Genomic DNA, 17,889 nt, shown 5'->3' with positions numbered 1-17,889 from the left:
AGTCCGGCGCGTCCGCTGGTCAAGAGGCCGGCCGAGGGCCGGCGCCCGTCACCCGAGATCCTCGAACGCCGGTGCGAGCCGTTCCAGCACCGTGACGTCGGCGGTGAAGTCGTCCGTCGCCGGGGGCATGAGCAGGACGTGGTCCGCGCCCGCCGCGAGGTGCTCGCGGACCTTGGCCGCGATCGCGTCCGGTCCGCCGCAGGCCACGACGGCGTCCGCGATCCCGGCGACGTCGTCCACCGCGAAACCCAAGCGGCGCAGGGCGTTCGAGAACGTCGGGAGGGTCAGCGTGCCCGACATCTTCTCGATCGCCGCCGCCTTCGCCCGGCCGGTGTCGAGATCGGGGACGACGGCCAGGCCGACGACGAGCAGCTTGTCCGGGCCGAGCACCGAGCGGGCCTCGGCGGTGAACGCCGGCGGGAGGTTGGCCGGAAAAGCGCCGTCCGCGATCTTCCCCGCCAGGGCGAGCATCTTCGGCCCGTTCGCGCCGAGGATCCGCGGATACCTCGCTTCCGGCGCCGCCGGCCAGGTTTCCGCGTCCATCCGCTGCACGTAGTCGCGGATCGTCGAGAGAGGACTGCCGAAGTCCCGGCCGGTACCCTCGGCCTGCTGCGGGTAGCCGACGCCCACACCGAGGACGAGCCGGTCCGGGTACGCCTCGGCGAGCAAAGCCGCCCCCGCGTGCAGGGTCTGCGGTTCGCGGGCCCAGATGTTCGCGATGCCGGTGCCGAACGTCAGCCGCTCGGTGGCGGCCAGCAGCACGGCCAGCTGGACGAGGGCGTCCTTGCCGCCGACGACCTCGTTCGTCCAGACGGTCCGGTATCCGGCGCTCTCCAGCCGTCGCACGGCCTCCCGCTGGCTCTCGGCCGGCGGGACGCGGGTGAACGAAATCGGCAGGTAGACGCCGACGGGCCCCAAGGTCGCCATGGAACTCCCTCTCAGACGGTGTGGTCCTGCCACCGTGGCGCCACCGAGCGGGCCGGGTCCAATGATTGTTTCGCGAGACGCGATGCGATGTGTGCATCACCGCAGCTCGACGGAGTACGTTGGGAGACATGGCCGACCTCGATCTGAGCCTGGTGCGCGGCTTCGCCGTCGTCGCGGAGCACTGCCACTTCGGCCGGGCCGCCGCCGAACTGCACCTCACGCAGTCGTCGCTGAGCCGGCAGATCGTGCGGCTGGAGCAGCAGGTCGGCGCTCGCCTGCTGGACCGCACCCCGCAGGGCACGCGGCTCACCGAGGCCGGCGAGGCGTTCCTCCCCCTCGCCGCGGACCTGCTGCGGGCGGCCGCGCACGCGGCGGCCCACGCGCGGGCGGTCGCGCGGCCCAGCCGGATCACCGTCGGCTACACCGGGAACCTGATCGTCACGCCGGCAGTGCGCGACCTGCGCCGCCGCCACCCGGACGCGGAGGTGCGCACCCAGCACCTCGCCTGGGACGATGCCCGCGCGGCACTGCTGGAGCACCGCGTCGACGTCGCCGTCGTCCGGCTGCCGCTCCGGGCGGCGGGACTGCACGTGACGATCCTCTACGACGAACCGCGCGTACTCCTGCTGCCGAGCGACCACCGGTTGGCGGGCAAGGAATCCGTGACGCTCGACGACATCGCCGACGAGCCGTTGCCGCGCGCCCTCGACCCGGAGTGGGACGCGTTCTGGCGCGTCGACCCGCGGCCGGACGGCCGGCCGGCGCCCGGCGGGCCGCTCATCGACGCGATCGAGGACAAGATCGAGCTCGTGGCGAGCGGGCAGGCGGTGGCGATCATCCCGGCGGCGCCGGGGAACATCACCGGCCTCCGCACGGATCTGACGACCGTCCCGCTGGTGGGCGTCGAGCCGAGCCAGGTGGCGGTGGCGACGCGGGCGGGTGAGCGCAACCGGCTCGTGGCGGCGTTCCGCAAGGGCGCGGAGGCATTGCTGACCCGGCCGGAATGAAGGAAGCCGCGGCGTCCGGCCGGGGCGCCGCGGCATCCTTTGTGGACGGTCGGGTCAGCGGGGCGTGGCGGACGTCCCGGCCGGCGTTCGCGAGGCCTGTTGCGCTCGCTTGCGCTGGATCGCTTCCTGTTCGCGCTGCAGTTTGGCGTGCCATGCTCCTGAGTCGTTGGTCATGGTGTTCTCCGGTGGACGAGAAAATGTGCGTGGCGGTGCCGTGCCGGGGGCGGACCCGGTCACGGGCGGAAGGTGCGGCCCGGTGCGAAAGACCTGGGATCCGGGCACCGGTGCCGTGATCCGGAAGTACCCAGGCTTCCTGGCGGCCAATCACGTTTTTGTGGCTCTACCTGCGGATTTCTCGGTCCGGCAGGCGGGTTCACACGTTCGGAGCAAGCGCTGCTCCACCCGGGCTAGCCGGGTTGGTCCCGCGCGGCGAGGCCGTCGAGGAACACCCGCACCAGCCGCTGCGCCGGTTCCGCCGGTTCCCGGGGCGCCAGTCCCGACACGAGCGCCGCTTCGTGCATCTCGAAGAGCAGCGCCAGATCCGCGGGTTCCAGGTCCGCGCGTACGCTGCCTTCGCGCTGCGCCGCCTCGAAAGCCGGGCGCAGCAAGGAAACCAGGGCGTGGGTGTACTGGCGCTGGCTGCGCTCCGGCAGTTCGCGGAACAGCCGGACGAGTGGGCGCCGCCGGGCCTGCATCGTCAGCACCGCCCGCAGCAGCTCGCGGAAGGACTCCTGCCCCCGCACCTGGGTCTTGAACGCCGCCAGGTGGTGGGCCGCGACGGCGAGCGCGAGCGCGGTGCGGTCGGGGAAGTGCCGGTAGACCGTCGCCCGGCCGAGGCCGGCGCGGCGGGCCACCTCGTCCAGCGCGACATCGGCGTCTTCGCTGAAGGCTTCGTCGGCCGCGCGCAGGATCGCCTCGCGGTTGCGGCGGGCGTCGACGCGCCGGGGCACGGCCGCGGACGGTCGCACAGCGCGCATGGCCGGGAATGCTACTCGCGAGTAGTGAGACCGGCAATCCGTTCCATCTCTCGGTTCGGGTTCCTACAGTCACCCTCGGTCACCGCAGACACCGAGGGAGCCGCCATGCCGAGCCTGAACCGCCGTACCGTCCTGCGGGGCGCGGCCGCCGTCGCGGGGGTCGCGGCGCTCGGCGCGGGCCGCGTGCCGGTCACGCGGGAGGAGCACCGGGTCGTCGTCATCGGCTCCGGGTTCGGCGGCGGCGTCACGGCGCTGCGGCTCGCTCAGGCCGGCGTGCCCGTGCTGGTGCTCGAACGCGGCCGCCGCTGGCCGACCGGCCCGGACGCCGAGACGTTCCCGCACCCGACGTCGTCGCCCGACAAGCGGATCTTCTGGCTCGGCTCGGCACCTTCGCTGCCCGGCCTCCCGTCGCTGCCGCCGTTCGAGCGCTACACCGGGCTGCTCGAACAGGTCGGCGGCCGGGGCATGAGCATGATGTGCGCGGCCGGCGTCGGCGGCGGTTCGCTGGTCTACCAGGGCATGACGCTGCAGCCGACGGCCGAGCTGTTCCACGCCTGCTTCCCCGAGCAGCTCGACTACGCGCGCCTGGACGCCGAGTACTACCCGCGCGTCGCCGCCATGCTCGGCATCGCCACCGCGCCGGACGCCCTCGTCGAGAGCAAGCCGTACCAGGCCTCGCGGATCTTCGCCCGCAACGCGCGTAACGCGGGCTACGCCGTCGAGAAGATCCCGATGCCGATCGACTGGGACTACGCCCTGCGCGAGCTCGACGGCGAGGTGAAACCGTCCTACACCAACGGCGACTGCGCGCTCGGGGTGAACAACGGCGGCAAGCACTCGGTCGACGTCACCTACCTCGCGGCCGCCGAGGCCACCGGCCGCTGCACCGTCGCGACCCTGCACCACGTCACCGACGTCGCCATGGCGCCGGACGGGCGCTGGGAAATCCGCGTCGACCGCATCGACACGTCCGGAACCGTGCTGGAGAAGAAGGTCCTCACCGCGAAGGCGCTGGTCATGGCGGCCGGCACGGCGAACACCACCCGGCTGCTGATGCGCGCGGGCGCGAAGGGCGACATCCCTGACCTGCCCGACGCGCTCGGCGCCGGCTGGGGCACCAACGGCGACCGCATCTACACCTGGACGAACCTCGCCGACGACTTCGGCGCGCCGCAGGGCGGCCCGGTCGTCTACGGCAGCAAGGAGTGGGACGACCCGGCGACGGCCAACACCGTCATCCAGGCGTCGCTGCCGCCGCTGCCGGACCTGCGGACGACGATGCTCGTCGGGTACGGCATCAGCGCCGGCCGCGGCCGGTTCGTCTACGACGCGGCGAAGGACGACGCCGTCCTGCACTGGCCCGCGAACGCCGACGCGAAGCTCAGCGCCCGCATCCACGAACGCGTCTCCCGGATCGCCGGCCCGCTCGGCGTGCTGCTCGACACGACCGCCGTCGTGCCCAGCACCTGGCACCCACTCGGCGGCGCCGCGATGGGGACGGTCTGCGACCTCGAAGGCCGCGTGCTCGGCCACCGCGGCCTCTACGTGCTCGACGGTGCCCTGATGCCCGGGACGACCGCCGCCTGCAACCCGTCGATGACCATCGCCGCGGTCGCCGAGCGCGCGCTGGACCACCTGATCGCCGAAGACGTCGGCTCCGTCTTCTGAAGTCGGGCTCTGTCTTCTGAAGTTGGCACTGTCTTCTGAAAGTTCCGGACTCGACGAGGAGTTCTGATGCGTCGCTTGTGGACGGTCTTGCTGGCCGTGCTCTTGGTCTCCACCCCGGCAAGCCCGGCGAGCGCCGCGGAGCCGCCTCGCGGCCCGGACGGCGACGCCTTCTACACGCCACCGAGCCCGCTGCCGGCCGGCGCCGACGGCGACGTCGTCTGGTGGCGGCCGTTGCCGGATTCGGCCGGCGCCAAGGGGTACCTGGTGCTGTACCGGTCGCGGTCCGCGACGGACACGCCGATCGCGGTGTCGGGCCGCGTCCTGGTGCCCACAGCGCCGTGGACCGGTGCCGGCCCGCGCCCGATCGTCTCGGTGGCCAGCGGCACCCGCGGCGTCGGCGATCGCTGCGCGCCGTCGAAGTTCCAGCCCGACTACGAAAAGCCGCTGTTCGTCGACGCGATGCTGAGCCGCGGCTGGGCCGTCGCGATCACCGACTACGAAGGTCTCGGGACACCGGGCCTGCACACCTACGTCGTCGGCCGGTCCGAGGGCCACACGGTGATCGACGCCGCCCGCGCGGCCACCCGGCTGCCGGCCGCGGGCCTGGCCGCCGGCGGGCCGGTCGCGTTCTCCGGCTACTCCCAAGGTGGCGGGGGAGCGGCGTGGGCGGGCGAGCTGGCGCCGTCGTACGCGCCGGAGCTGCAGGTCGCGGGCATCACGGCGGGCGGGACGCCCGCGGACCTGGACGTCGTGGCGAAGAGCCTCGACGGCGGGGTCGGGTTCGGCTTCCTGCTGCTGTCGGCGCTGGGCCTGGACGCGGCGTACCCGGAGCTGGACCTGCCCGCCTACCTCAACGAGCGCGGCCGCACGTTGTACGCGACGCAGCGGGACGCCTGCGTCGACGCCGTGTTCGGTTACGCCTTCGGGCACATCGCCGACTACACGACGGCGAACCCCCTGACGACCCCGAAGTGGCAGGCCCGGCTGGCGGAGAACGAGCTGGGCGCCCGCCCGCCGAAGGCGCCGGTCTTCCTGTTCCACGGCAGCCTCGACGAGATCATCCCGCTGTCGCAGGCGCGGACCCTGCGGCGCGAGTACTGCGCGGCCGGGGTGCCCGTCACGTGGGGCACCTACGTCGGCGAACACGTGACGACGCTGGCCTTCTCCGCCGGCGACGTGGTGCGCTACCTGGGCGACCGGTTCGCGGGCAAGCCGGCGCGCTCCAACTGCTGAGCGATCTCGTCCTTGGGGTATGGCGTCCGCCGGTCTACAGCGTGGAGCGCGAAGTAGAAGTCGTTGACGACGGTGGCCAACGCGGCGTAGCGCCCGAGCTGGCCACCGTCGTCGATGTGGTGCCGGACGGTCCAGTTCACCAGGCGGGTCAGCACGTACGCCTGGTCGTGCGCGGAGTGCTCGGCGAGGAATTCCGCTTCGGCCGCCGATAGTGCGAAGTCCGGCATCGCCGCGAGCCCGAAGTCGCTGAGGTAAAGCCGGTCCCCGTCGGTGAGGATGTTCGCGAAGTGCGCGTCGAAGTGCTGAACGCCCTGGCCGGCGAGGAACTCGGTGATCCCGCGTAGGTCGCGGTGTGCCAGGGCAACGCCACCGGGGTCGTCGGTGAGCCATTGGGAGAGGTTCTGCGGCAGGTACTCGAGGAACAGGACGAGGTCCGTGGTCGCGTCGTCGAGAGCGGCCAAACGGCGCCGCACGCCCGGATCGCCGTGCCAAAACGCGACGTCCCGTTCCAAGTCGGTGCGGGGGCGCGGCAGCCCGGGCAGGACGCGCCAGTGGTGCAGGAGCGGGAAGTTCTCGCATTGCCCGGTGCGCACCCATCCGGTCGCCGCGAGGTGTGCGCCCAGTTCACGCCAGGCGCTGATGCCCGCGGAGCCCACCCCGTAGTGGTACCAAGGCGGCAGCCCGTACAGGTCCGCGGTCGAGCCTTCGTGCCGCCGCTCGACCTCGGTCAACGCGACCCGCTTCACGAAGACGGGTTCGCCGGCCACGGTCAGCAGCCAGGTCGAGCCGCCGATCCCGGTGCCGAGCGGGCGTGCGGAAGCCAGGAGGTCGTCGGGTGCCTCCTCGAGGGCCGCGGCGATCTTGTCGTGTCGGGCGAGTCGGGTCACGCTTCGACGGTACTCACGGGTGCGGCCACCAGCGGCAAGTAGACCTCGTCGACGATCTCCACGAGCACGTCGTCGTCCAGCGTGGTCAGTCCGCGCGTGAGGAATTCGTTGCGCAGCAGCACGAGTGCGACGGTGGCGACGCGCGGGTGCCGGGCTCCGGGACGCGCTTCGCCGCGTGCGACGGCCCTCTCGACGATCTCGAGCCACGGCTTCACGCCCCCTTCGGCGGCCTGTGCGTGCAGCTGTTCCCGCAGCTCCGGCTCGTCGCCGACGCCGGTCAGGAGACCGCGCAGGATCCGGGCGGCGGGGGAGGTCTGACCGCAGTTGATCGCGCGCAGCAATGCCAGGGCGTCCTCGCGGAGGTTGCCCGTGTCGGGTGGCTTGAGGGTGTCCGCGGCGACGTGCCGGTAGGCGGCGACCCCGAGCGCGGCACGGTTCGGCCAGCGGCGGTAGATCGCGTTCTTGTTGGTGCCGGCCCGCCGCGCGACCCGTTCCATGGTCAGGCCGGGGTAGCCGGCCTCGGCGAGCTCGTCCGCGGCGGCGCGCAGGATCGCGGTTTCCAGTTCGGTGCCGCGGCGGCGGGTCTCGGCCATGTGCCGCAGTGTACCGCTTTAGGGTACGGTACGGACCGTACCCTACTTCCCTGGAGGAACCGTGCGAGCCAAAGGGCATCGGCTACGACACCGGCCTGGAGCGCGACGGGCGGTTCAACCGCCCGTTCGACCCGGACCTGGTCCGCCGCGAGCTGACGATCATCCGCGACGACCTGCACTGCACGGCCGTCCGGCTGATCGGCACCGACCTGGACCGGATCGACCACGCGGCCCGCGAGGCCGCCGCCCTCGGGCTGGAGGTGTGGTTCTCGCCGTTCCCGTGGGATCGCACGCAGGAGGAGATCCTCGAGCTCCTCGCCGACGGTGCTTCGCGAGCCGAACGCCTCCGGCGGGCGGGAGCCGAGATCGTGTTCGTCACCGGGGCCGAGCTGAGCCTGTTCAACCACGGTTTCCTGCCCGGGGAGGGGATCGAAGAACGGCTGGCCGGACTGCTGGCGTCACGGGACCTCGTCGCCGGGCTCCCGGACCGGGTCAACGCGTTCCTGGCCCGGGCGGTCGCGACGGTCCGCGCCCGGTTCGGCGGCCGCGTGACGTACGCGGCGGTACCGCTGGAGCGGGTGAACTGGGAGCCGTTCGACATCATCTCGGTGGATGCGCACCGCTCGAAGGAGGTCGCGCACGTCTACCGCGAGGGCGTCCGCACGCTGGTGGCGTCGGGCAAACCGGTGGCGATCACGGAGTTCGGCGTGACGCCGTACCGGGGAGCGGCCGACCTCGGCGCCCGCTGCGGCGAAATCGTGGAGTACGAGGGCGACGTTCCGGTGCGGTTGAAGGGCGAGTACGTCCGCGACGAGGAGGAGCAGGCGCGGTACTTCCGCGAGCTGCTGGAGATCTTCGCGACGGAGGGCGTCGACGCGGCCTTCGCCTGCACGTTCGTGTGTTACGGGCTGGTCCACCGGGCCGATCCGCGGGCGGACCTGGACATGGCGAGCTGGGGCGTGGTGAAGGTACTGGAGGAGGGCTCCGGCCGGACGTATGGCGATGTGCCCTGGGAGCCGAAAGCGGCATTCGGCGCCTTGGCGGACTGCTACGCCTGAGCCGGAGCACCTCGGCGGGTTTTGCCTGGTCGAGGCCGCCGATCTCGCCGCCGCGCTCGGCTGGGCCGGCCGGTTCACCGCCCCGATCGAGGTGCGCCCGCTCGCCGGGTTCGCCTGATTCGTGGCGGCGACCCCGGTGCCGGGGTGACACTGGCGCCATGAAGGTCGTCGACGGGTACCACGGCACGCGCCACCCGTCGACGACCGCGCGCTACGCCACCCCGCCGCCGCTGCGACGCGGTCCGGTGCTGGTCACGGCCGCTTTCGCCGCGCTCGGCGGCGCCCTGATCCCGGCCGCCTCGCTCGCCGCCCTCTGGCGGGTCTGGCAGTTCTACGCGATGTTGTTCGGCCTGTTCGCCGCCGTCGAGTTCGTCGCTTTCGTCGTCGTGCTCGGGTGGCCGACCCGCAAGACCGCCCGGGCCGGCGCGTGGGTCGCGGCCGCGAGCCTCGCGTTGTGGGTGGCGAGCCGGCCGCTCGGGTTGCTGACGCGGTTCGACCCGTGGCAGCCGGCGGACACCGTCGCCGGCTTCGCGGATTACGCCGCCGCCGCGCTGCAGCTCATCGCCGTCTTGGGCTTTCTGATCGTGGCTCGGCGACGAGCACACCCGAGGCCGTCGACGCTGCGGCGCGTGTCGGCGTGGATCGTGCTGTTCCCGGTGCTGCTGCTGGTGCTCGCGACCGGCGCGGTGGGCACGGTCGCGGCCGGCGACAACGTCACCGGCACGTCGACCTCGACGCTGCTCGACGGCAGCACGGTCGAATACTGCCGCCCGGACGGGATCCCCCTGCTCATGGACATCGCGCGCCCGCGCCCGGACGCCCGGGCCGCCCCGGTGGTGCTCTTCCTGCACGGCGGGGGTCTCGTCCTCGGCAACCGCAAGCCGGCCGGCCTGGGCGCGCTGCTCGCCGGGTCGCGGCTGGTGCCCCGGCGCGACGCCCTGACGGCGCGGGGGTTCGCGGTCGCCTCGATCGACTACCGCCTCGCGCCCGCGGCGCGCTGGCCGGCGCCGCTGACGGACGCGAGGTGCGCGGTCCGGTTCCTGGCGGCCAACGCGGCGGCGTTGAACGTCGACCCGGCGCGGATCACGGCCGTGGGCACGGGAACGGGCGGCACGCTGGCGTCGCTGCTCGGTGTGGCGAGGGTCCCGGAGAGCCCGGTCCGCGCGGTGGCGGCGCTGGACGCTCCGGCCGATTTCGACCTGACGGGCCTGGACCCGCTCACCCGCGCGTCGATCCTGGTGGCGCTGGGCCGTTCCCCGGCGACGTGGCGCGAGGCGAGCCCGCTGGCGTACCCGGCCGCGGGCGCGCCGCCGTTCCTGCTCGGCCAGGGCGGCCGCAAGTCGGCCGAGTTCGCGGACCCCCTGCGCGCGGCGGGCGTCCCGGTGACGACCGGCGACCCGGCGGACGTGGCGGACTTCCTGGCCTCGGTCGTGCGGTAGCTTGACGGTATGAGCGGTCAGGCACTCGTGGCGCCGATCTTCGGCGACCACTCCTACCGCTGCGACTTCTACGGTTGACGGACCCCGCCTCCAGGTCCTCTCTCCCCCAACCGTAAGGCACAGTCATGTCTGCATCCCCGCACGCCGGGACCACCTGGGCGCTCAAGCACATGCCGCTGACCGCGGCCGCCGTCGAGGAAGCCGCGCCGGTGCTCGCCGGCCGGCGCCTCGCGATGTGCCTGCACGTCGAGCCCAAGACCGCGGCCCTGGTCACCCTGCTGGCCCGCGCCGGCGTCGACGTCACGCTGACCGGCTCGCCCGGCACCACCCACGACGACGTCGCCGACGCCCTCCGCACGCTCGGGGTGCGGGTGCACACGCGCCGCGCCGACGATGACGCCGGCCACGCCCGGAACGTCGCGAAGGTCCTCGAGTGCGAGCCGGACCTCACCCTCGACAACGGCGCCGACCTGACCCTGTCGCTGCTGGCGTCCGGGCCGCCCGCGGGGTACCTCGGCGGCACCGAGGAGACGACCACCGGCGGCGTGCGGCTGCGGGAGGCGCGCGTGCGCCACCCGGTCGTCGTGATCAACGACTCGCGGCTGAAGCTGCTGGTGGAGAACGAGTTCGGGGTCGGCCAGAGCGTCGTGCAGGGATTTCTCAACGCCACCAACCTGATGGTGCCGGGGATGCGCGCTGCGGTGCTCGGCTACGGGCCGTGCGGCAAGGGCGTCGCGGACACCCTCTCCCGCCTCGGCGCGCGGGTCGCGGTGTGCGACACCGACCCGATGCGCGCGCTCCAGGCCATTTTGGACGGTCACCGGGCCGGCTCCTCGGTCGAGGTCCTGTCCGACGCGCAGGCGGTCTTCACCGCGACCGGCGCCCCGGGCGTCGTCGGCTCCGCGGAGCTGGCGGCCCTGCCCGACGGCGCCCTGCTCGCCGGGGTCGGGCACTTCGCGTGGGAGATCGACGCGGCCGCGCTGCGGTCGGCGACGATCCACACGGTCGAGTACGGCGAACCCGGCCGCCGGGTCGGGCACGTGCTCGCCGACGGCCGCGAGATCGTCGTCCTCGACCAGGGCCGGATGCTCAACCTGACCGCCGCGAACGGCAACTCCGTCCAGGCCATGGACCTGGGCCTCACCCTGCAGGTCCGCAGCCTGGCGGAGGTGGCCGCGGGCGGGCTGGCCGCCGAGGTCCAGCCGGTCCCGGCGCCGGTGGAGCGCCGGATCGCCACCGACCTGGTGGCGCGGCTGAGCTAGCTTGACCTGGAGCGCGCTCCAGGCTCTAGCGTGAGGGTCACGCCGACCGCACGTCAGGAGAACGTTTCATGGAGCTCGGTTTCCACCTCCCCATCTTCGACATCGACGGCGGGACCACCGCCATCGCCGGTGAGCTCGCCCGGGTGGGCAGCGCGGCGGAGGAGGCCGGGGCGACCTGGCTGTCCTTCATGGACCACTACTTCCAGATCGAGCCGACGGGCCTGCCCGCCGAGTCGAACATGCTGGAGGGCTACACCGCCCTCGGTTTCCTCGCCGCGCACACGTCCCGGGTCGAGCTCGGCCTGCTCGTCACCGGCGTGACCTACCGGCACCCCGGCCTGCTCGCGAAGATCGTCACCACCCTCGACGTCCTCTCGGGCGGCCGGGCCGTGCTAGGTGTCGGCGCGGCCTGGTACGAGCGCGAGCACCGGGGGATGGGCGTGCCGTTCCCGCCGGTCGCCGAGCGGTTCGAGCGGCTGGAGGAGACGCTGCGCATCTGCGGGCAGATGTGGGACCCGGAGAACAACGGCCCGTTCGAGGGCAAGCACTACCAGCTCGCCGAGACGCTGTGCTCGCCCCAGCCGATCAGCCGCCCGAAGGTGCTCATCGGCGGCGGGGGAGAGCGCAAGACGTTGCGGCTCGTCGCGCAGTACGGCGACGCGTGCAACCTCTTCGCGTCCTCGCCCGAGGACGTCGCGCACAAGCTGGACGTGCTGCGCGGCCACTGCGACGACGTCGGCCGCGACTACGACGAGATCCGCAAGACGGTCCTGGCCAACAACCCGCGTCCGACGCCGGAGACCCGCGACGACTTCGTCCGGGCCATGGCCGACTACGCGAAGCTCGGCGTGCAGACGGCGATCATCACGCCGACCTCGGGCTCGCCGGCCGCGTGGATCGAGGGCATGGCCCCGGCCGTGCCGCAGCTGGCCGAGCTGGGCTAGTCCCGGCGTCCGGCCCGCGGGTTTACCTCCGGATTACTCCGGCTCTGGTAGTCAGGGGGCGAACCGGCGGGCCGCCGGTTCGCCGGTGCCGCGCGCCCTCTTCGTCTACAGTGGACTCTCTGGTTGTTTTTCCTTTGCGGTGAACCGTTCACGGCGTCGCGCCGTGTGCCGTGGTGAGGTGGCGACCAGAGAGGAGGGGCTGATGCCCCACGGACGCAGTACCGGACGACACCGCAAACAGGCCACGATCGGGCTGGCGGCGCTGCTGGGAGTCGCGGGGGCGACGGCGACGGCGATCGCCCTCAGCAGCCCGGCGAGCAACGCGGCGACGGAGAGCTGCGGCGGCCTGGACACGGCGCTGCAGAACAACCTCACGTTCATCGCGGGCCAGCAGGCGGCGCCGGACGCCCAGTCGGCGGCCCGGATAGCCAACCGCCAGGCGGTGGTCGACCAGATCCAGCAGCGCCGCGCGGCGGCCGGCTGCGGCGGAGCGGTGGCGGCGAACGCGGTCGCGACCCAGTGCGCGGCGGTCGTCGACGCGGCCGCGCAGGACGCGGTCGCCGAAGAGGACGCCCAGGCCGGCGGCAACGGCATGGCCCACGGCAAGGCCAAGAACGGCAAGGCCGCCCAGCAGGACGAGAACGGTATGGCCGCCGGCGAGAACGGTATGGCCGACCAGCAGGAAGCTGCCGGCCAGGGCGAGGCCGCCAACGGCAAGGCGAAGCAGAAGGGCAAGGCCGCGAAGAACGGCGCGGCCGAGGAGAACGCCATGGCCGGCCAGCAGGACGCGGCCGCCGAAGACGACGCCGCTCAGGCCGACGCGGCGGTCCAGGCCTGCGACGTGGTCGAGAAGTGCGTGGCCCAGGCCGCCGGAGTGGCCGACGCCAACGGCATGGCTGCGGAGAACGGCGCGGCTGCCGAGAACGGCATGGCCGACGGCAACGGTATGGCCAAGCAGAACGGCGCGGCCAAGCAGAACGGTATGGCTGACCAGAACGGCGCGGCCAAGGAGAACGGTATGGCTGCCGAGAACGGCGCTGCCGCCGAGAACGGCATGGCCGACGGCAACGGCGCGGCCAAGCAGAACGGCATGGCCGAGCAGAATGGTGCGGCTGACCAGAACGGTATGGCCAACGAAAACGGCATGGCCGACCAGCAGGGCATGGCAGCCCAGGACGAAGCCGCGGCGAAGGATGAAGCCGCGGCTCAGAACGAAGTCTCCGCGCAGGACTGCACCGCCATCCTGGCCTGTGTCACCGAAGCCACCGCCGACTCCGGCGCGGCCGCGGACCAGCAGGGCATGGCCGCCGAGCAGAACGGCCAGCAGAAGGCCAAGGGCAAGAACAAGAAGGCCGGCGACGCGGCGGAGCAGGCAGCGGCCGCCGCGGTAGCGGAGAAGTGCGTCGCGGCCTCGGCCGGGAGCGCGACCGCAACCGGCACCGAGACCGCGACCGACAGCACGACCGAAACCACCACCGAAGGCAAGTGAGACCAGGAGGGTGTGCACCGGCGGCGGGCCGGTGCACACCCTCCGCCAGCGCGAACCACCTGCACCAAGTGCCCCACTGATCCCGTGGCCCCGCCTGCCCCGATCCGGTGCGTGCAGGTCAGCGTGCACCGACAACCCTCTGCCCCTCGGCCCGCCGCCTGCACGGCTTCGGTGACCCGATCCGGTGACGTGCGGGAACTCCGGCCCGCCGCTGCTCGTTGACCCGAGGGAGCCCAGTAACCTGGTGCTCGGAAAACGACCGACGACAGCACGAGGCTTCAGTGACCACCGATCCGGCGGCCGAGGACCTGCGGGAGGCGGCCGACGAGCTCGCCGTCGCCGGGCAACTCCCGCGATTCCTGCTGATGTACAAGTTCGCCATCGAAGAGCTGATGACGAAACTGCGGATCCTCAGCGAGGAGTTCGACTTCGTCCACCGCCACGACCCGATCGAGCACATCACGAGCCGGGTGAAGCGGCCGGAGGCGATCAAGGAAAAGGTCCGCCGCCGCGGCCTCGGCGACGACTGGATCGCCGCCGCGCACGTCCTCGACGACATCGCCGGCATCCGCGTGGTCTGCCCGTTCGTCTCCGACGTGCACCAGGTCGCCCGCATGCTCACCGCCCAGGACGAAGTCGAGCTGCTGCGCACCAAGGACTACATCGCGCGCCCGAAGGCCAACGGCTACCGCAGCCTGCACCTGATCGTGCGGATCCCGGTGTTCCTGTCCGACCGGGTCGAGAAGGTCAAGGTCGAGGTGCAGCTGCGCACCATCGCGATGGACTTCTGGGCCGCGGTCGAGCACAAGCTGTCCTACAAGTACGCCGACGACGTCCCGGACGACTTCGCCGGCGAGCTCGCGGCCGCGGCCCGGACGGCGGCGGACCTCGACGCCCGCATGGCGGCGCTGCACGAACGCCTCCGCTGACGCCGCGTCACGGCGCCAGCGCGTCGAGCAGGATGCCCAGCCCGAACTCGAACTCCGCTTCGTGGTCGCACACCGCGAGGTACGGCGCCGCCGCGGCGACGGCAGGCAGCCCGGACGCCGAGAGGTCCGCGAGCCGGCCCTCGTCGCCGGTGCCGCTGAACGTCGGCGCCGCGTCGACCTCCCGCATCAGCGTCCCGATCAGGAACGCCAGGACCGCGCGCAGCCCGTGCACCGCGCGGTCCGGCGGGTAGCCCGCCGCGAGCAGCGGGCCGAGCACGGCCTCGACCGGCGAGAGCGCCGTCATCGACGCGAGCTGGCGGGTCAGCACCAGTGGCGCCGCGCGCGGGTGATCGAGCATCGCGGCCCGGAACCCGTGCGCCAGCGCGGACATCGTCTCCCGCAGGTCCCCGCCGGGAACCGGCGCCGGGATCGCCGCCAGCAGCACCTCGGCGACGCCGTCCAGCAGCGCGTCCTTGCCGTCGACGTGGTTGTACAGGCTCATCGGGTCGACGCCGAGCCGGCGCGCGAGCTTTCGCATGCTCACCGCGGCCAAGCCCTCTTCGTCGACGAGCGCCAGCGCCTCCTTCAGGATCCGCGCGCGCGACAAGACGTCCGCGTCCCTGGGGGGACGGCCTCGCCGGGTCGTCACGGGGCGAGCACCGCCGGCAGGCTTTCGTAGCCGCGCAGGATCCGCGTCTCCCGGCGGCGGCCCCCGGGCAGCACGCGCAGGTCCGGGAACCGGCCGAAGATCGTGCGCAGGCCGATTTCGCCCTCCATGCGCGCCAGCGAGGCGCCCAGGCAGTGGTGGCGGCCGGCGCCGAACGCCACGTGGTCGCGCGCGCCGTCTCGCGTGACGTCGAACGTGCCCGGATCGGTGAACACCCCGGGGTCGCGGTTCGCGCCGGCCAGCACCGTGGTGACCAGCGCGCCGCGGGGCAGGGGAACCCCGGCGACCTCGGTCGCGCGTGTCGCGAGCCGGCCGGTCAGCAGGACCGGCGGGTCGTACCGCAGGACCTCCTCGACGGCGTTGCCCCACAGCTCCGGCCGCTCGCGCAGGACGGCGAGCTGCCCGGGGTCGCCCGCGAGCAGCGCGATCCCGCTGCCGAGCAGGTTGACGGTCGTCTCGAAGCCGGCCGCGAGCACCAGGCCCGCGGTGGACTTCAGCTCCGTCTCGGTGAGGCCGACGCCGCCGTCGCGGGCCGCGACGAGCTTGCTGAACAGGTCCTTGCCGGGGTGCCGGCGCAGGTGGTCGAGGTGCTCGCCGAGCCAGGTGTCGAACTCGCCCAGCGCGGTCTCGACGTGGCGGAACGTGCGCCAGCCCAGGCCGAGGTCGAGGCTGGGCGCGGCCGCCGCGCCCAGCGACAGCACCTTGCCCAGATCGGCCGTCGGCACGCCGAGGATCTCGCTGATCACGGTCACCGGAAGCAGGCTGCAGTAGGACTCGACGAGGTCGAGCGGCCGGCCGGGGTCGAGCTCGTCGAGCAGGCCGTCGGCGATCTCCTGGACGCGCCCGCGCAGCTGCTCGACGGCGCGCACGGTGAAGACGCCGGTGACCAGCTTGCGGTAGCGCGTGTGCTCCGGCGGGTTGACGGCGAGCAGCGACGGCGGCCGCACCGGGTGCAGGTGCTCGCCGGCCGACCACTCGACCAGGCGGCCGAGCGGCGAGCCGTCCGAGCCGATGACGCCGACGCGGAAGTCGTCGCTGGACAGCACTTCCCGGACCGCGGCGTGCGTCGTGGTCATCCAGCCGAAGCGGGTGCGCGCGAGCGGGCCGGCGGCGCGGATCTCCTCGAACAGCCCGGTCAGGTCGCGTCCGTCGGCCGCGGCGACGACCATCCGGCCCTGGAGGTCGCCGCGCCGGGCTTCGCGGCGCAGCACGGTCCGGGGGAGCGCGTGGCCGAGCCCCCACCTGATCACCGGCTTGGCGCGGGCGAGGGTTCCTTCGAGCACGGCGTCCCCTTCCATCGGCGTGCCTACAGTGTAGGTTATCCTGAATTACCTACACCGTAGATTTAAGGAGCGCCGATGACCGAGTTCGACATCCCCGCGCCCGAAGTCCTCGCGGCCCGGCAGAAGCTGGTGCTCGACCACTTCCGCGACGAGGTCGCCCAGGACTGGGACGCCACGCTCGCGACGTTTCCGCACCCGCACTACGAGGTGATCGCGACGATGACGGTGCACGACGGCGCCGGCGCCGTCCGCGGCTACTACCACGACACCCGCACCGCGTTCCCCGACCAGCACCACGAGCTGATCGCGTTGCGGCACAGCGCCGACGCGGTCGTCGTCGAGTTCTGGCTGCTGGGCACGCACCTCGGCCCGCTCGGCGCGATCCCGGCGACCGGGTCCCGTTTCCGCGTCCGCATGACGGCCTACTTCGTGTTCGACGCGGAGGAAAAGCTCGTCTGCGAGCGCATCTACTTCGACACGCTCTCGATGCTCAAGCAGCTGATCGGCGGGGTGGACAAGAAGAAGCCGAAGAACTGGCCGCTGCTGCTCCGGGTGGCCCGGGGCTTCCTGGCGATGTCGGGGGAGCGGCCGGATCCGCGGTTGACGGAGACGACGGAGCCGGTGCTGCGGCAGGTCTGAGCACCGCCAGCACGTTGACCGCGACGATCACGGCGATCGCGGCCCACGACAGCGCGTCGAGACGCTGGCCGAGCACGACCCACCCGACGAGCGCGGCCAGGACCGGGTTCACGCTCATCACCGTGCCGAACACCGGAGCCGGGACCCGCCGCAGCGTCAGCAGGTCGGCCAGCATCGGCACGGCCGACGACAGGACACCGGCGGTCACCGCCGCGAGCACCGCGCCGAGGTCCGGCCGGTGCGCGATCATCGCCCAGACGCCGACCGGCACGTACGCGAGCCCGGACACGCCCGCGGCCGCCGCCGAGCCCGCGACGCCGGGGATGCGCGCGCCGACCGCGCGGTTGAGCAGGATGTAGGCCGCCCAGCAGGCGGCGGCGAGCAGCGCCAGGCCGATGCCGAGGTAGTCCGTGCTCGGCCGCGGCCGCACCAGCACTACCACCGCGGCCGCCGCGACCAGCGCGCCCAGCAGGTCACTCCGCCGCCGCGACCCGGCCAGGGCGACGCCGAGAGGACCGAGGAACTCCAGCGTGACGGCCAGGCCGAGGCCGACGCGGTCGACCGCGCTGTAGAGCGAGAGGTTCATCGTCCCGAAGACCACCGCCAGGGCCAGGACGAGCCGCCACTGGGCGGCGGTGAACCCGCGCAGCCGCGGCCGGGCGGTCGCGAGCAGCACCACGGCCGCGACCCACTGCCGGACGGCGACGACGCCGGTCGGCCCGAGGTGCGCGAAGGCCAGCGCCGCGACCGACGCCCCGACCTGGTTGGACAGCCCGCTGCCCGTCATCAGCGCGGCCCCGCGCCAGCGTCCTTCGCTTGTCATGCCCCGACTGTCACGGCCCGCGACGCATACGCAAAATGCATCCGACACGCCGGCTATACGCTGC

Annotated in this window: 15 protein-coding genes and 2 pseudogenes; 10 read left to right on the top strand and 7 right to left on the bottom strand. The window is 72.9% G+C overall.

What is annotated here, in order from left to right:
- Positions 1–48: 48 nt before the first annotated feature.
- Complete coding sequence (locus AB0M83_RS28380) at positions 49–927, bottom strand: TIGR03620 family F420-dependent LLM class oxidoreductase (RefSeq protein WP_364521439.1); 879 nt, start codon at positions 925–927, stop codon at positions 49–51.
- Positions 928–1,055: 128 nt separating this feature from the next.
- Between AB0M83_RS28380 and AB0M83_RS28375 the strand changes: the two genes are divergently transcribed.
- Positions 1,056–1,934, top strand: coding sequence for a LysR family transcriptional regulator (locus tag AB0M83_RS28375; RefSeq protein ID WP_364521438.1), 879 nt, complete (start codon positions 1,056–1,058; stop codon positions 1,932–1,934).
- A gap of 407 nt (positions 1,935–2,341) precedes the next feature.
- On the opposite strand, the gene AB0M83_RS28370 is transcribed toward AB0M83_RS28375, so the two are convergent.
- Positions 2,342–2,911, bottom strand: a complete 570-nt coding sequence (locus AB0M83_RS28370; RefSeq protein WP_364521437.1) for a helix-turn-helix domain-containing protein — start codon at positions 2,909–2,911, stop codon at positions 2,342–2,344.
- Between the two features lie 105 nt (positions 2,912–3,016).
- On the opposite strand from AB0M83_RS28370, the gene AB0M83_RS28365 reads away from it, so the two are divergent.
- Together AB0M83_RS28365 and AB0M83_RS28360 are read left to right on the top strand one after the other, a co-directional pair.
- On the top strand, positions 3,017–4,579 hold the full coding sequence (locus AB0M83_RS28365; protein WP_364521436.1) for a GMC oxidoreductase: 1,563 nt from the start codon (positions 3,017–3,019) through the stop codon (positions 4,577–4,579).
- A 66-nt stretch (positions 4,580–4,645) separates the two neighbouring features.
- Positions 4,646–5,812, top strand: coding sequence for a lipase family protein (locus AB0M83_RS28360; RefSeq protein ID WP_364521435.1), 1,167 nt, complete (start codon positions 4,646–4,648; stop codon positions 5,810–5,812).
- Here AB0M83_RS28360 and AB0M83_RS28355 read toward each other — a convergent pair.
- Both AB0M83_RS28355 and AB0M83_RS28350 read right to left on the bottom strand, forming a co-directional pair.
- Positions 5,764–6,699, bottom strand: a complete 936-nt coding sequence (locus AB0M83_RS28355) for a hypothetical protein (RefSeq protein WP_364521434.1) — start codon at positions 6,697–6,699, stop codon at positions 5,764–5,766. The two genes, AB0M83_RS28360 and AB0M83_RS28355, sit on opposite strands and share 49 nt — an antisense overlap.
- Complete coding sequence (locus AB0M83_RS28350; RefSeq protein WP_364521433.1) at positions 6,696–7,292, bottom strand: TetR/AcrR family transcriptional regulator; 597 nt, start codon at positions 7,290–7,292, stop codon at positions 6,696–6,698. The genes AB0M83_RS28355 and AB0M83_RS28350 overlap by 4 nt, the downstream gene beginning before the upstream one ends.
- A gap of 77 nt (positions 7,293–7,369) precedes the next feature.
- On the opposite strand from AB0M83_RS28350, the gene AB0M83_RS28345 reads away from it, so the two are divergent.
- The 6 genes and pseudogenes from AB0M83_RS28345 to AB0M83_RS28320 all read left to right on the top strand — a co-directional run bounded on the left by AB0M83_RS28345 (position 7,370) and on the right by AB0M83_RS28320 (position 14,413).
- Complete coding sequence (locus AB0M83_RS28345; protein WP_364521481.1) at positions 7,370–8,350, top strand: hypothetical protein; 981 nt, start codon at positions 7,370–7,372, stop codon at positions 8,348–8,350.
- Between the two features lie 158 nt (positions 8,351–8,508).
- On the top strand, positions 8,509–9,789 hold the full coding sequence (locus AB0M83_RS28340) for an alpha/beta hydrolase (RefSeq protein ID WP_364521432.1): 1,281 nt from the start codon (positions 8,509–8,511) through the stop codon (positions 9,787–9,789).
- Between the two features lie 125 nt (positions 9,790–9,914).
- The gene (locus AB0M83_RS28335) at positions 9,915–11,051 is read left to right on the top strand and encodes an adenosylhomocysteinase (RefSeq protein ID WP_364521431.1); all 1,137 of its coding nucleotides are present in this window, start codon (positions 9,915–9,917) and stop codon (positions 11,049–11,051) included.
- Positions 11,052–11,119: 68 nt separating this feature from the next.
- The gene (locus tag AB0M83_RS28330; protein WP_364521430.1) at positions 11,120–11,995 is read left to right on the top strand and encodes an LLM class F420-dependent oxidoreductase; all 876 of its coding nucleotides are present in this window, start codon (positions 11,120–11,122) and stop codon (positions 11,993–11,995) included.
- Between the two features lie 202 nt (positions 11,996–12,197).
- Positions 12,198–12,500, top strand: a pseudogene (locus tag AB0M83_RS28325) (hypothetical protein); the annotation flags it as partial.
- 1,265 nt (positions 12,501–13,765) lie between these two features.
- Complete coding sequence (locus AB0M83_RS28320; protein WP_364521429.1) at positions 13,766–14,413, top strand: GTP pyrophosphokinase family protein; 648 nt, start codon at positions 13,766–13,768, stop codon at positions 14,411–14,413.
- A 7-nt stretch (positions 14,414–14,420) separates the two neighbouring features.
- Here AB0M83_RS28320 and AB0M83_RS28315 read toward each other — a convergent pair whose 3' ends face one another.
- Together AB0M83_RS28315 and AB0M83_RS28310 are read right to left on the bottom strand one after the other, a co-directional pair.
- Positions 14,421–15,062 (bottom strand): TetR/AcrR family transcriptional regulator C-terminal domain-containing protein, encoded by a 642-nt coding sequence (locus tag AB0M83_RS28315; RefSeq protein ID WP_364521428.1) that lies wholly within the window; start codon positions 15,060–15,062, stop codon positions 14,421–14,423.
- The gene (locus AB0M83_RS28310; protein WP_364521427.1) at positions 15,059–16,363 is read right to left on the bottom strand and encodes a cytochrome P450; all 1,305 of its coding nucleotides are present in this window, start codon (positions 16,361–16,363) and stop codon (positions 15,059–15,061) included. Before AB0M83_RS28310 ends, AB0M83_RS28315 begins: the two co-directional genes overlap by 4 nt.
- 75 nt (positions 16,364–16,438) lie before the next feature.
- Here AB0M83_RS28310 and AB0M83_RS28305 point away from each other — a divergent pair.
- Positions 16,439–16,807, top strand: a pseudogene (locus tag AB0M83_RS28305) (ester cyclase); the annotation flags it as partial.
- Between the two features lie 46 nt (positions 16,808–16,853).
- Here the strand turns inward: AB0M83_RS28305 and AB0M83_RS28300 are convergent.
- A complete protein-coding gene (locus tag AB0M83_RS28300) occupies positions 16,854–17,825 on the bottom strand; it encodes an EamA family transporter (protein WP_364521426.1) in 972 nt (323 codons plus the stop codon).
- Positions 17,826–17,889: the final 64 nt, after the last annotated feature.

The sequence above is a fragment of the Amycolatopsis sp. NPDC051106 genome, assembly GCF_040682775.1.
Classification (GTDB): domain Bacteria; phylum Actinomycetota; class Actinomycetes; order Mycobacteriales; family Pseudonocardiaceae; genus Amycolatopsis.
This window is presented reverse-complemented; position numbering and strand designations above follow the sequence as displayed.